The sequence below is a fragment of the Pseudomonas sp. genome, from assembly GCF_002796985.1.
Classification (GTDB): domain Bacteria; phylum Pseudomonadota; class Gammaproteobacteria; order Pseudomonadales; family Pseudomonadaceae; genus Pseudomonas.
Genome location: NZ_PEKX01000007.1, coordinates 424,284 through 437,236 on the forward strand (window position 1 = coordinate 424,284; position 12,953 = coordinate 437,236).

Here is a 12,953-nt window from a genome sequence, read left to right on the forward strand (position 1 = left end):
GTTCGCGAGCAAAAACGATGGCGCCCCTTGCTCTTACAGATTGAATCGGGAGCGCGTCAGGCCCCCAGCAACGGCGGCATCGGGCAGTCCAGGATATCCGCCACCGCGCGCATCAGCTCCGCCTCGCCGGTACTGATGCGCCCGTCGTGTTCGATGCAGCGAGCCAGCGCCTTGAGCAGTTGCGGCTTCTGCAGCGGGCGCAGTTGCTCGAGCTTCTTCAGGGCGCCTTCCAGGTCACGCAGGCTGCCTTCCGCCGGCAACGGACGAGGCGCGAAGGGCAGGCCGCTCCAGGCATCGGCGAACGCCTGTGCGGTTTCCATCTCGCTGGCTTCACCGACACGGGCGAGGAAGGCCAGCAGCGTCGCGGATGCTTCGGAAAGCTCCGCCAGCGCCACATGGCCGATCCTCCCGCTGCCCGGCCGCAGGTTGCGCTCGACGATGCGCAGCAGGGTCCACTCCAGCAGCTTCACCTTGCCATCCAGCTTGATCAGCAGCGCCATGTTCTCGCGCAGGGCGAGGAAGGCCGGGGCGTCCCGTTGCTTGAGCGCCGGCATCGCCAGGTCCAGCAGCGGCAGGCGCTGGCCGGGGTCGAGCCGCAGCAGCCACTCTTCCAGCAGGTCCAGTTGCAGCGCCAGGCTCAGGTTCAGGCGCTTCTTGATCTCTTCCAGTTGGCGCGCGCGCAGGCCGGGTTCGCTGTCCAGCAGCAGGCCGTAGATCAGTGCCTCGGCGCCTTCGCTGTCATGGGCGGCGCGTTGCAGGCGTTCGTCCAGGCGCTGCAGGGTGCTGCGCGCTTCCAGCAGGTGAGCGGCAGTCGGTGCGCCCACGGCGGCCACGGCCACTTCCACGGCGCTGGGCTGGTAAGGCTGGCCGGTGACGGCGGCGGTCCAGGCGTCCTGGTTCATCAGCGCCACGTCCAGACGCGGCTCTAACTTCGGGTAGCGGCCGTCCCAGCCCGGATCGACGCGGCGGATGCGATCCTTCAGCGGCGGGTGGGTGTCGAACCAGCTGCTGCCCACGCCGTCGCCGAAGTACAGGTGGCTGAACTCGGCCGCGCGCGGCGCGCTGAGCAGGGCGCCCAGCGGGTTGCTACCGATCTTCTTGAGCGCGCCGGCGATGGTCGAGGGATCGCGGGTGAACTGCACCGCCGAGGCGTCGGCCAGGTACTCGCGCTGGCGGCTGACCGAGGCTTTGATCAACTGGCCGAAGAAGGTGCCGACGTAGCCCAGCACGTAGAGCACCACGCCGGCGCCGATCACCAGCAGCACCACACTGCCGCCGCCGTTCTTGTCGTTGCTGCTGCTCCGGCTGCTGACGCGGATGCCGCTGCTGGTTTCGCTCCAGCCGCGCAGCAGCATCCCGCCGATCAAACCGAGCAGGAGCATGCCGTGGAGCAGGGCGGTCAGCCGCGTGTTGAGCAGCATGTCGCCGTGGTGGATGTGGCTGAATTCGTGGGCGATCACACCCTGCAGCTCGTTGCGGTCGAGTTGCTCGATGGCGCCACGGGTAATGCCGATCACCGCATCGCGCGGCGTCAGGCCGGCGGCGAAGGCATTGATCGAGCTGTCTTCCAGCACATACACCGGCGGCACCGGCGAGCCGGAGGCCAGGGCCATTTCCTCGACGACATTGAGCAGGCGGCGCTCGTCGGCGTTGCTGGCGCTGAGGTTGAGCAAACGGCCGCCGAGGTTCTCGGCCACTACCTTGCCGCCGGCGCTCAGTTGCACCTGCTTGTACAGCGCGCCGAGCACGACTACGCCGACGATCACGGCGGCCACCGACAGGTACAGCTCCGGGTCGGGCAGGGACGCGCGCGAAGTCAGGTGCAGCGCCGGCTCACCCAGGTGCCGCCAGAGCCAGCCCAGGGCGAAGCTGGTGATGGTGACCAGGCAGACCACCGCGACGCTCAGCAGCAGGACCAGGCGTCCGGTCTGCTTGCGGGCGCGGTCCTGGTGTTCGAAGAAGTTCATCGCGCGTCCTGCGCCGAGGTTTTAGAAGGCGACTTTCGGCGCGGCCTGAATGGCCTTGCTGTCCTCGAACTCCAGCAGGCTGGCGTCCTTGCTGTGGCCGTAGGTGGCGGCCAGGAAGTTGGCGGGGAACGACTGGCGGTAGGTGTTGTACTCCATCACCGCGTCGTTGTAGGCCTGGCGGGCGAAGGCGACCTTGTTCTCGGTGCTCGACAGCTCCTCGCTGACTTGCTGCAGATTCTGCGAGGCTTTGAGGTCCGGGTAGGCTTCCAGGGTCACGTTCAGGCGGCCCATGGCGCCGCCCAGGGCATTCTCGGCAGCGGCCAGTTGCGCCATGCGGCCGGCGTCGCCGGGTTGCTCGGAAGCGGCCTTCAGGCCGGCGACTGCAGCGTTACGCGCGGCGATCACCGCTTCCAGGGTCTCGCGCTCGTGCTTGAGGTAGGCCTTGGCGGTTTCCACCAGGTTGGGGATCAGGTCGTAGCGGCGCTTGAGCTGCACTTCGATCTGCGCGAAGGCGTTCTGGTAGCGGTTGCGTAGCGCGACCAGGCGGTTGAATACGCTGATCAGCAGGAAGATGACACCAGCGATGATGGCGAGGGTGATGATCGAAGAAACGCTCATGGGATGTCCTTATCGGCAGGCGATCGAGCGTCGATCATAGCGGAAAGCCAGCAAAACGGGCCTCATCCTTTTCCTCGAAACGTAGAACTGACCGCTGTTGTAGGAGCGAGCTTGCTCGCGAACCCGCCTGGCACCTTCGGCATCAAGCGGTTCGCGAGCAAGCTCGCTCCTACAGGTATCGCCCAGCGTCAGATTTCCTTGTGGGAGCGCCCCGGATCAGCGGTTCAGGTACTCGGCGGTGGACACCACCTCGGCATAGGCGAAAGCCAGGGAGGCCATGTAGGACGCATGCACCTGCGCTGCCGGAACCTTCACGCCGTTGAACTCCAGGTCCAGGGTGGCGCACGCGTCGTGCAGCACGGTCACCGGGTAGCCGAAGTCGGCAGCGGCGCGTACTGCGCCATCCACGCACATGTGGCTCATGTGGCCGACCACCACCAGCGATTCCACGCCGTGCTGGTCGAGGATGGCCTTCAGGTCGGTGTCGCGGAAGGAGTTGACGAAGTGCTTGAGCACCACCGGCTCGCCGGGCAGGTTGGCGACCTTGCCGTGGATCTTCGCGCCGTCGCTGCCGGGAGCGAAGAACGGGGCGTCGGCGCTTTCGAATTCGTGGCGCACATGCACCACCAGGTCACCGCGCTCGCGGAACGCGGCGAGCACCTTGGCGGCCTGGTCGGCGGCGGTTTCGATGCCGACCAGCGGCCACTTGCCGGAAGGGAAGTAGTCGTTCTGGATATCCACTAGGATGAGCGCTTGCTTGGCCATGTCCGAAGTCCTCTTCGTGTGGGGAGGTGATGTGGGGAAGTGGAACCAGTATGGGGCGCCGGGCGAAAACCGGGGATCAGTCGGAACGACAATAACGGGGGCTAAAGTGACAACTGGGCAAAGGCGCGTCGTCGAGATCGCATTGCTGATCTATCCCGGCGTGCAAGCGGCGGCGTTGCATGGGCTGACCGATCTGTTCGCGGTGGCCGAGCGCATCGCTGGCGAAGAAGCCGCGCAGCAGCTGCCAGCGCTGCGCGTCAGCCACTGGTCTGGCGAAGGCGGCGGCGAGCCGCAGCGCATCTTTGATACGCATCCTGATGCCGAAAGCCGGCTGGTCGCGGTGCTGGTCCCGCCGTCGCTGTTCGGCCTGCCGGATGCCGCGCCGCTGCGCAACCTCACTGACTGGCTCGCCGCGCGCCACGGCGAGGGCGCCATTGTCGGCTCGGTGTGCATCGGCGGCCTGCTGGTGGCCGAGGCCGGGTTGCTCGACGGGCGCAGTGCCACCGCCCACTGGAGCGGCGCCGAGGCCTTCGGCAAACGCTTCCCGCGTGTGCGGCTGGAAGCGCACAAGCCGATGGTGGACGACGGCGACCTGATCACCTCCGCTGGGCTGATGGCCTGGTCGGACCTCGGCCTGCGCATTGTCGACCGCTTGCTCGGGCCGAGCATCGCCAACCGCACCGCACGTTTCCTGGTGGTCGAACACAGCGACAGCGCCCAGCAATGCGGCAGCAACTTCGCACCGCTGCTGGGGCATGGCGACGCGGCCATCCTCAAAGTGCAGCACTGGCTGCAGGGCAATGGTGCGGTGGACGTCAGCCTCGCTGCCATGGCCGCCCAGGCCGGGCTGGAGGAGCGCACCTTCCTGCGCCGCTTCCGCGCGGCCACCGGGCTCAAGCCCACCGAGTACTGCCAGCACCTGCGGGTAGGCAAGGCGCGCGAGCTGCTGGAGTTCACCAACGGCACGGTGGACCACATCGCCTACACGGTCGGCTACCTCGATCCCGGCTCGTTCCGCAGCACCTTCCGCAAGATCACCGGGATGGCGCCGAGCGACTACCGCAAGCGCTTCGGCGCCAAGACCGGAGCAAACGCCTTCAGCGATTGAGCGCGTCGTTGCGTTGCTGCATGAGCTCCATCATGAGCGGCGCCAGGTCACTGTCAGTCAGAGCCGGGTGAACCTGCATATCCAGCAGGTCGTTCCACTGCATCATCCAGCGTTGTATTTCGATGGGGCTCTCGGCTTCGGCCAACCCGAAGCCGAGCATGTGCCCGACAGCGTGCCAGCGGCCGCGCAGTTGCACCTTGTCGTGGGGCTGCGCGCCAGTCCTGAGGAACCGCTCGATGGCGGCATCGCGGTTTTCCATGGGGATAGTCCAACTCACCAGATAGAGCATGTCGCACCTCCGGCCCGACTCCGGGCTGTGATGATGCGCGGACCCGAACCGGCAACGCCGCCTGAACCGCGCCTGTGTATCCCAGGCGTGACAGCCTTCGGCTGGGAGCGGCGTTCTTCCGACAGGCATAGCAGCAACCAGCGAAGCGGGAGCGGCCGCTGATCGGCGGTCGCCAGGGCAGGTGATCGACGGTCAGCGTCTGGGAACGTGGTCCCATAACCGTTGCACTTGCGTTAATATGCTTATCGAAAGGCTTATATTCCTGCCTCCCCAGCGAGGCAGTCATGAACCGGATCAACTGGACCCGAAAGGCCGTGAAACAGCTCGGCAGGCTCAATAGGGCGGATCAGCCGGTGATCTACGACGCCGTGCAGGAGCTGGCGCGGATGCCGAACGTCCAGAATGTGAAAAGACTGGTCAACCACACCTATGGCTACCGCCTGCGTGTGGGCAAATACCGGGTGCTGTTCGACTGGGATGGCGGCATCCGCATCGTGAATATCGAAGAGGTCAGCAAGCGCGATGAGCACACGTACTAGCGTGCAGATCATCAACGGGCCGGATGGTGTACCGGCCTTCGTGGTCATCCCCTACGCCGAGTACATCGCCACCCACCCGAAGGAGGACCTGGTCCCCAACGAGGTGGTTGGTTTCATGGTCAAGGAAGGGCTGACCGCCGTCGGCGCCTGGCGCAGGCACCTGGGGCTGACCCAGGCTGAAGTGGCCGAGCGCATTGGCATCAGCCAGTCCGCCTATGCCCAGCAGGAAGCCGCGACGCGGCCGCGCAAACCCACGCGGGAGAAGGTCGCAAAGGCACTGGGAATTCACGTCGACCTGCTGGATATCTGAGCAAGGAACGGTCACACCCAGCGATCATTCTCCGCCGTGCGCTCACCGCCCTCATCCCCGGTGTTCAACACGCCGCGCGGCTCGATCAGCATCACCTGCACCTCGTGCTCGGCATACGGCTTGTGCTCTACGCCACGGGGCACCACGTACAGTTCGCCAGCGCGCAGCGTTAACGGGCCGTCGCGGAAGTCGATGCGCAGTTCACCGTCCAGCACGATGAAGGTCTCGTCGGTGTCGGCGTGGCTGTGCCAGACGAAGTCGCCGTGCAACTTCACCACCTTGAACTGGTAGTCGTTCATCTCGGCGATCACCCGCGGCTGCCAGGTTTCGCTGAGGCGGCCGAGTTTGTCCTGCAGGTTGATCGGTTGGCGTTGAGTCACGGTGTTTTTCTCCTTGGAATGGGTCGGTTGAAACTACGGCCAACCTGGTCAACGGTCTTGCAGGAACTTGCGCTTCGGTGTCGCTGTTGCTGCTGGTCGCCGTGTAGCACCGGGGAGCGAAACGCGGGCGACTATGCTCAGAACATCGCGCCCGCTGCCCCGGAGATCGCCATGTCCACGCCTGTTCCCACCACTCGCCCCAGCGTCATCCCCTGCCTGCGCTACCGCGATGCGCCCCAGGCCATCGACTGGCTGTGCGCGACCTTTGGCTTCCAGCGCCAGCTGGTGGTCGCCGATGACCACGGCGGCATCGCCCATGCGCAACTGGCCCTGGCCGACGGCAGCGGGCTGCTGATGCTCGGCTCGCTGCACGACAACGAGTACGGCCGGCTGATGCGCCAGCCCGACGAGATCGGTGGCTGCACCCAGAGCATCTACGTGGTGGTGAAGGATGCCGACGCGCTGTACCGCGCGGCAGTGGATGGCGGCGCGCAGATCGTCATCGACATCAAGGACGAGGACTACGGCGGCCAGGGCTTCACCTGTCGCGATCCGGAAGGGCATATCTGGAGCTTCGGCACCTACGATCCCTGGCACTGATCCCCACACGCAATCCCGTCGACTGCGCTACCCTGTCCAGCCCGCTGCCCCGATGGGCGGCCGGCCCCGTGACCTCCAACCCTTCGACAAGGAGCACGAGATGAACACTGTGGTATTTGCCGACGGCACTGCCGTGCCCGCCATTGGCCAGGGTACCTGGCGCATGGGCGAGGATCGTTCCCAGCGCAGCCGCGAAGTTGCAGCTTTGCGCGAAGGCATCGAGCGCGGCCTGACCTTGATCGACACCGCCGAGATGTACGGTGAGGGCGGCTCGGAAGAGGTAGTCGGTGAAGCACTGGCCGGGCTGCGCGACCAGGTCTTCCTGGTCAGCAAGGTCTACCCGCACAACGCCAGCCGGCGCGGCATTCCCGAAGCCTGCGAGCGCAGCCTCAAACGCCTGCGCACCGACTGCCTGGACCTCTACCTGCTGCACTGGCGTGGCCAGTACGAGCTTGCGGAAACCGTCGAGGCGTTCGAGCGTCTGCGCGAGGCGGGCAAGATCAAGCGCTGGGGCGTGTCGAACTTCGACCTCGACGATATGCAGGAACTGAACGAACCGGCGTGCGCCACCAACCAGGTGCAGTACAGCCTGGAGGAGCGCGGTATCGAGTGGGACTTGCTGCCCTGGTGCCAGGAAGCACGCATGCCGCTGATGGCCTACTGCCCGGTGGGGCAGGGCGGCAGCCTGTTGCGTCATCGCGTGCTGGCCGAGATTGCTGGTCGCCACGACGCCACCCCGGCACGCGTGGCCCTGGCGTGGCTGATCCACCAGCCGGGCGTGATCGCCATCCCCAAGGCCGTGGAGCCGCTGCATGTGCGCGACAACGCCGCCGCGCTGCAACTGCGCCTGACGCCCGAGGACCTCGAAACACTGGACGCCGCCTTCCCGCCGCCGACCCGCAAGCGGCATCTGGCGGTGGTCTGAAGCCCGAGCCCCAGTCGTCGCTCGCCAGGGCGCAGCCGGAGCGCGGTGCTAGCCTTGCCCCATGGTCACCGACCGGAGAGGGCTGCAGCGATGAGCAACTACACGGCGGACAGCGCCGCCATCAACCGCGTGCTGAAGGACTACGTCGAGGGCATGACCTTCGGTGACGAGTCGCGGCTGCGCCTGGCGTTCCATCCGTCCTGCAAGATCATTGGCAACTACCACGGCGCGCTGGAGTGGGCGTCGCTGGACGAGTTCATCGGCGCCATCAAGGCCGAGTCGCCGCCCGCCGAAGGTGCACCGCCAGCGTGGGAGCTGAAGTCGCTGGACATCACGGGCGACAGCGCGGTGGCCAAGGTCACCGACGAGTTCCTTGGCATGCGCTTCACTGACTACCTTGCGCTGCTGCGTAGCGGCAACGGCTGGCAGATCGTCAACAAGCTCTACTACCTGCACGAATGACGTGGAACGCATTGCCCTGCACGGTACACCGGAAACCCTGCTGATCACCCTCTACGCCAAGGCGAGGGAAAGCGAGCTGGTGGACAGCCTGCTGCACGACCACTTCGCACAGCATGCCGTGGAGCAGATCGACTACGACTTCGCCCGCCTGCACATCGGCCGCGCCGAGCAGGTGGGTATCGCCCTGCGCGCCAAGCTGTTCGACGACTGGGTGCGCGATTTCCTTGCGCAGTATCCGACCTGCGTGGTCCTGCAACTGGGCTGCGGGCTGGACAGCCGGGTCTTTCGCATCGATCCGCCCTCCACCGTGCAGTGGTTCGAGGTGGACTTCCCCCAGGTGATCGCGTTGCGCGAGCGCCTGTATCCGGAACGGGAGAACTGCCACTTGCTGGCTTCTTCGCTGACCGCGCCGGACTGGTGGCGCACCGTACCGAGCGGGCAGCCGTTGCTGATGATCGCCGAGGGCGTGCTGCCTTATGTGGAAACCGACGAGGTATTCCGCCTGCTGGGCGCGCTGACGGCGCACTTCGGCCAGGGTGAGCTGTTGTTCGACGGCTACAGTCGCCTGGGTATCCGTCTGCTGCAATGGAACCCGATGATCCGCCGCACCGGCGCCGTGCTGCATTGGGGCATCGATGAACCGCAGGAGCTGGAACAGCGGGTGCCGGCCCTGCGTTTTGTCGATGCCGTTGCTGCCTACGACCGCGGGCAGATCGCGCGGCTGTCCCTGGGCATGCGCCTGCTCTACGAGATCACCCTGGCCATTCCGGCGATGCGCCGCATGGGCCGTCTGCTGCGCTATCGCTTCGGCCCGTCATCCTGAGCAGATGGCCGCACCGCGCCCCGGCTGCTTTACTGATGCGTCTACGACGACCTTGTTCAGGAGCTGGCGATGAAGCTCGAGCCGTTGATGGAAATGAACGTGAAGGCCAGCGTGCCGCTGGAAATCGGCCGTGTGCCGCAGGGCCAGCGACTGATCTCGGCGGCCGGCGGCGGCACTTTCAAGGGCCAGCGACTGAGTGGTGAGGTACTGCCCGGCGGCGGCGACTGGATCCTGGTGGACAGCGATGGCGGCTGGCACCTGGAAGTGCGGCTGGTGCTGCGCACTGACGATGGTGCGCGAATCCTCATGCAGCACAACGGCTTGCTGGTGGCTAACCCCCGCATCATCAACGCTGTTTCGCGGGGCGACAGCACCGAATTCGGCGACACCTATTTCATGATCCAGCCGCGCTTCGAAGTGGGCGACGATCGCTACCGCTGGCTCAATCACCAACTGGCGGTGGGCGAGGGCCGGCTGGGGCCGGGCTGGGTCGAATACCGTTTGTACTCACTTGCCAATGGATGAGCGATGAACAGCAAGACTTGTCACACACGGCGGGCACAGTTGAAGCGTCAGGGACCAGGAGATGACCCGATGGCTCTGCCCCCGCATATGCAGCCCGATGACAAGGTGGTGCTGTTCGACGGCACCTGCCGCCTGTGCAACGGCTGGAGCCGCTTCCTTCTGCGGCACGACCGGGACCGTCGAATCAAGCTGTGCAGTGTGCAGTCCGCCGAGGGCCAGGCGATCCTCGACTGGTTCGGCCTGCCCACCGAATACTTCGACACCATGCTCTACGTCGATGGCTGCGAAGGTGCCGAGCGCAGCGACGCCTTTCTGCGGGTGATCGGCCAGTTGCCGGCGCCGTGGAACTGGCTGCGTGTGCTCTGGCTGATTCCCCGGCCGCTGCGCGACTGGGGCTACGACCGCATCGCGCTGAACCGCTATCGTCTGTTCGGCCGCGAGGCTATCTGCCTGGTGCCGTCGCCGCAGTACCGTGGGCGTTTCCTCGGCAATGACTAGTGCGTCCATCGCGCGCCTGACGCTGGGCGTGGTGTTCCTCTACCACGGCCTGGTGCCCAAGCTGCTGTTCCTCAGCCCCGACGAAGTCCGGATGATCGAGGCCCACGACTGGCCACTCTCGACCCTGCGCATTGCCCAGGCTGCCGGCGCTGCCGAAATCGTCCTGGCGCTGTGCATTCTGTTGCTGCGCCGCAGCCAGTGGCCGTTGAGGATTGCCGCCGCGGCCCTGGTGGCCCTGCTGGTGGACGTGGCGTTGTTCTCGCCGGCGTTGCTGCTGGGCGCTTTCAACCCGGTCACGACCAATGTTGCCGCGCTGGCGCTGTGCCTGATTGCCCTGCAGGGCGAGCGGGGCGCGCGGCCGCCCCACTCGAACGCCGTGCGTTAGAAGGTCTTCGACACGCCGGCCACCACAGTGGCGGTGCAGACGTCCTTGTAACCGTTGTTGTTGAAGCATTCATTCTGCGAAAGGTCGGTGTCGATATAGCTCAGCGACCAGTCCAGCCCCACCAGCTCATGGCTCAACTTGACCTCCCACTCGTTGTAGCTGTCGCGCGTGTCGCCGCTGCCGGAGAGATAGAGCGGGTCCTTGGCGTCGTTGTGGCCAAAGCGCGTGCGCAGTTTGAATTCGGCCGGCAGCTCGGCGTTGTAGGCCAGGTAGCTGTAGAGGTTGCTGTTCTTCTCGCCGAAGTAGTTGGGGTAGTCGTTGCCGTAGTAGACCGCTGCCTCGAAGCCGTAGGCGTAGAGGATGGCGTACACGTCGCTCTGGTTGAACTCGCTGGACTTGGGGTAGGCGTACTTGACGTAGCCGAGGTCCAGGGCCACGTCGTCGTTGGCCTGCCAGTACCAGCCGGCGTAGTAGTCCACTTCCTGGCGGGTGTTGGTGTCGTAGCCGTAGTCGACGTTGGAGGTCCAGGCGCCTGCGTACAGGCCGCTGATGTGCTGCAGCGTGAGGCCGAACTGGGCGGCCGGGTCGCCCTGGGTCTGCGAGATGCCGCGGGTGCGATAGTCGCTGACCAGCGCAGTGTCGATCTGCAGGAGGAAGTCTTCGTTGAGCTCCACGGCCTGGGTTTGAGTGAGCGGTGCGCAGGCGAGCAGTGCGCCGAGGAGCCATTGCGGGCGGTTCATGCGGATGTCCCTTTGTTGTGATTGTCTGTGGGGCAGTCGAAAAATCCCGCACAGCACCGGCCCTCCCGGTCGACTCGGGAAGTGGCGGCAAGGGCTGGGCTGGCGGGTAAGGCGCCGGGGTGTTCGGCCCCGGCGCAGGAGCCCGGCTCCTTACAGAGCCGGCACGTCGTCGGCGCGGTAGACTTCGCGACCTTCGAAGAGGGTGCGGAGCACGCGGGCTTCCGCCAGTTGCTCGTTGGATACGTTGAACACGTCGCGGTCGAGCACGACCATGTCGGCCTGCTTGCCTGGAGCCAGGCTGCCGATCTGCTTATCCAGGCCGATGGCCTGCGCGGCGTTGCGGGTGTAGGCGTAGAACATGGTTTCGCGGTCGACGCCTTGCGCGGCGTTGAGCACACCCATCTCGCCCTTGCGGGTGATGGCCTGGTAGATGGCTTTCATCGGGTCCGGCGTGGACACCGGCCAGTCGCTGGCGCCGGCGATGGTGGCGCCGTTGTCCAGCAGCGACTTCGCCGGGTACATGCCGCGGTAGGCGTCGTCGGCGATGTAGGGCTTCACCAGCTCTTCCGTGTAGGTTTCCGCGGTGGCCCAGTCCAGCTGCATCGAGGCGATCACGCCCAGTTGCTTGAAGCGCGGGTAATCCTGCGCAGTGACCAGCTGCAGGTGGGTGATCGAGTGGGCGACACCGCTCTGGCGGTCCTTGCGCGCCTGCTCGATGCCATTGAGCGATTCACGCACCGCGCGGTCGCCGATGGCGTGGATATGCACCAGCCAGCCACGGGCATCGGCGGCGCTGACCAGCTCGCCGAAATGCTTCGGATCGATCAGCAGTTCGCCCGGCTTGTGGCTGTTCTTGTAGTCCTCCAGCAGGGCGGCGGACTGGGCCGGGAACTCGATCACGCCGTCGGCGAACACCTTGATGCCCGGCAGCGTCAGGTTGGGAATGCCCTGGAACTGCTGGCGGACCTTCTCGATGACGTCAAGATCGGCCGGAGTGCTCCTGGGGTTGACCACCTGCAGCGCGGCGACGTGGGCGGTGAGTTCACCGTCACGAGCCAGGTCGCGGTACACCGGCAATACGCCGACGCTCTTCTCGGTGGGCTTGATGTTGAACACTGCCTCGCCGGGCGCGCCGTTGGCGGCCGGGTCCATCCAGGCGGTGATGCCGAGGCTGTTGTTGAACTTCACCGCGGCGCGGCCGGCGCGGTCCATGGTCTGGGTGCTGGCGGCAGGCAGGGTCGCGGCCACCAGGTCGAAGCCCGAGTCCACCAGGAAGCCCGTGGGGTTGAAGTTCTTGTCGTGGGTGATGTTGCCCTGTTCCAGCGCGCTGAGTCCGCGTACGCGCTTGGCGTCGAGCTTGGCACGCTTGAGCATGGCGGTGTTGGCCCAGGCGGTGTGGTGGTCGCTGCCGATCAGGATCACCGGCACCTTCGCCCATTCGCCGTGGTTCAGGCGCTGGGCCAGGCCGTCGGCCTTGGACCAGTAGCTGGAGTTCATGCCGTTCATCACCACGACGTCACCGTTTTTCGCCTTGCCGCTATCGCGGTCCTGCTTCAGGCGGGTGACGAAGGCGTCGAGGTCCATCTCTTCATCCTGCAGGCTGGCAGAGATCAGCTCCAGGCCGCCGAAGATGGAGTGCGAGTGGCTGTCGATGAAACCGGGCATCAGCACCTTGCCGCCCAGGTCGACCTGCTTGCTGTCTTTGCCGGCGAGCTTGCGGATGTCCTCGTTGGAGCCCACCTGCAGAACCTTGCCGTCGGCGACCGCGACGGCCTGCTGCAGCGGCTGGCCTGGCTCGGCGGTGAAGACCTTGGCGTTGTACAGGACCAGGTCTGCGTCCTGTGCCTGAGCTTCAAAAGTGCCGAGTGCGATGGCGAGCGCCAGCGCGCCCTTGAGCATGCCGTGCATGACTTCCCCTTGCTTTTCGATGGATTATTGTTGGTCTGCGGCGCAGGCTAACGGCGTGACGGAAGTCGTGGAAGTCGCGAACGGGCATAACACTTGTGAAGGATTGGCACG

General features: G+C 65.7%; 17 protein-coding genes. 10 read left to right on the forward strand and 7 right to left on the reverse strand.

Annotation, left to right across the window (positions count from 1 at the left end; all coding sequences use genetic code 11):
* Positions 1-56: 56 nt before the first annotated feature.
* From CTR55_RS07455 to CTR55_RS07465, 3 genes are all read right to left on the reverse strand, one after another.
* Positions 57-1,967 carry a M48 family metallopeptidase gene (locus CTR55_RS07455; protein WP_296285281.1) on the reverse strand — a complete coding sequence of 637 codons (1,911 nt, stop codon included), beginning with the start codon at positions 1,965-1,967 and terminating at the stop codon, positions 57-59.
* 21 nt (positions 1,968-1,988) lie between these two features.
* Positions 1,989-2,585, reverse strand: coding sequence for a LemA family protein (locus CTR55_RS07460; RefSeq protein ID WP_296285282.1), 597 nt, complete (start codon positions 2,583-2,585; stop codon positions 1,989-1,991).
* Positions 2,586-2,801: 216 nt separating this feature from the next.
* A complete protein-coding gene (locus CTR55_RS07465) occupies positions 2,802-3,350 on the reverse strand; it encodes a cysteine hydrolase family protein (RefSeq protein ID WP_296285283.1) in 549 nt (182 codons plus the stop codon).
* Positions 3,351-3,492: 142 nt separating this feature from the next.
* On the opposite strand from CTR55_RS07465, the gene CTR55_RS07470 reads away from it, so the two are divergent.
* Entirely contained in the window at positions 3,493-4,458 is a 966-nt protein-coding gene (locus CTR55_RS07470; RefSeq protein ID WP_296285284.1) for a GlxA family transcriptional regulator, read from the forward strand.
* Here CTR55_RS07470 and CTR55_RS07475 read toward each other — a convergent pair.
* Complete coding sequence (locus CTR55_RS07475) at positions 4,448-4,747, reverse strand: DUF3303 family protein (RefSeq protein WP_296285285.1); 300 nt, start codon at positions 4,745-4,747, stop codon at positions 4,448-4,450. The two genes, CTR55_RS07470 and CTR55_RS07475, sit on opposite strands and share 11 nt — an antisense overlap.
* A gap of 284 nt (positions 4,748-5,031) precedes the next feature.
* Here CTR55_RS07475 and CTR55_RS07480 point away from each other — a divergent pair, with 284 nt between their 5' ends.
* Positions 5,032-5,286, forward strand: coding sequence for a type II toxin-antitoxin system RelE/ParE family toxin (locus CTR55_RS07480; RefSeq protein ID WP_296285286.1), 255 nt, complete (start codon positions 5,032-5,034; stop codon positions 5,284-5,286).
* On the forward strand, positions 5,270-5,596 hold the full coding sequence (locus tag CTR55_RS07485) for a helix-turn-helix transcriptional regulator (RefSeq protein ID WP_296285287.1): 327 nt from the start codon (positions 5,270-5,272) through the stop codon (positions 5,594-5,596). Before CTR55_RS07480 ends, CTR55_RS07485 begins: the two co-directional genes overlap by 17 nt.
* A gap of 11 nt (positions 5,597-5,607) precedes the next feature.
* Here CTR55_RS07485 and CTR55_RS07490 read toward each other — a convergent pair whose 3' ends face one another.
* The gene (locus tag CTR55_RS07490) at positions 5,608-5,976 is read right to left on the reverse strand and encodes a cupin domain-containing protein (protein WP_296285288.1); all 369 of its coding nucleotides are present in this window, start codon (positions 5,974-5,976) and stop codon (positions 5,608-5,610) included.
* A gap of 171 nt (positions 5,977-6,147) precedes the next feature.
* Between CTR55_RS07490 and CTR55_RS07495 the strand changes: the two genes are divergently transcribed.
* The 7 genes from CTR55_RS07495 (at position 6,148) to CTR55_RS07525 (ending at position 10,194) form a co-directional block, all read left to right on the forward strand.
* Positions 6,148-6,576: a VOC family protein gene (locus tag CTR55_RS07495; RefSeq protein ID WP_296285289.1), complete on the forward strand. Its 429-nt coding sequence runs from the start codon at positions 6,148-6,150 to the stop codon at positions 6,574-6,576.
* A 100-nt stretch (positions 6,577-6,676) separates the two neighbouring features.
* A complete protein-coding gene (locus CTR55_RS07500; RefSeq protein WP_296285290.1) occupies positions 6,677-7,501 on the forward strand; it encodes an aldo/keto reductase in 825 nt (274 codons plus the stop codon).
* A 90-nt stretch (positions 7,502-7,591) separates the two neighbouring features.
* Complete coding sequence (locus tag CTR55_RS07505) at positions 7,592-7,963, forward strand: nuclear transport factor 2 family protein (protein WP_296285291.1); 372 nt, start codon at positions 7,592-7,594, stop codon at positions 7,961-7,963.
* A 1-nt stretch (position 7,964) separates the two neighbouring features.
* Positions 7,965-8,786 (forward strand): class I SAM-dependent methyltransferase, encoded by an 822-nt coding sequence (locus CTR55_RS07510; RefSeq protein WP_296285292.1) that lies wholly within the window; start codon positions 7,965-7,967, stop codon positions 8,784-8,786.
* Positions 8,787-8,855: 69 nt separating this feature from the next.
* Positions 8,856-9,311 carry a DUF3237 domain-containing protein gene (locus CTR55_RS07515; protein WP_296285293.1) on the forward strand — a complete coding sequence of 152 codons (456 nt, stop codon included), beginning with the start codon at positions 8,856-8,858 and terminating at the stop codon, positions 9,309-9,311.
* 69 nt (positions 9,312-9,380) lie between these two features.
* Positions 9,381-9,809, forward strand: coding sequence for a thiol-disulfide oxidoreductase DCC family protein (locus CTR55_RS07520; RefSeq protein WP_296285294.1), 429 nt, complete (start codon positions 9,381-9,383; stop codon positions 9,807-9,809).
* Positions 9,802-10,194, forward strand: coding sequence for a DoxX-like family protein (locus tag CTR55_RS07525; RefSeq protein ID WP_296285295.1), 393 nt, complete (start codon positions 9,802-9,804; stop codon positions 10,192-10,194). The genes CTR55_RS07520 and CTR55_RS07525 overlap by 8 nt, the downstream gene beginning before the upstream one ends.
* Here the strand turns inward: CTR55_RS07525 and CTR55_RS07530 are convergent.
* Both CTR55_RS07530 and CTR55_RS07535 read right to left on the reverse strand, forming a co-directional pair.
* Entirely contained in the window at positions 10,191-10,934 is a 744-nt protein-coding gene (locus tag CTR55_RS07530; RefSeq protein ID WP_296285296.1) for a TorF family putative porin, read from the reverse strand. The genes CTR55_RS07525 and CTR55_RS07530 overlap by 4 nt on opposite strands.
* Positions 10,935-11,084: 150 nt before the next feature.
* Entirely contained in the window at positions 11,085-12,842 is a 1,758-nt protein-coding gene (locus tag CTR55_RS07535) for an amidohydrolase (protein ID WP_296285297.1), read from the reverse strand.
* Positions 12,843-12,953: the final 111 nt, after the last annotated feature.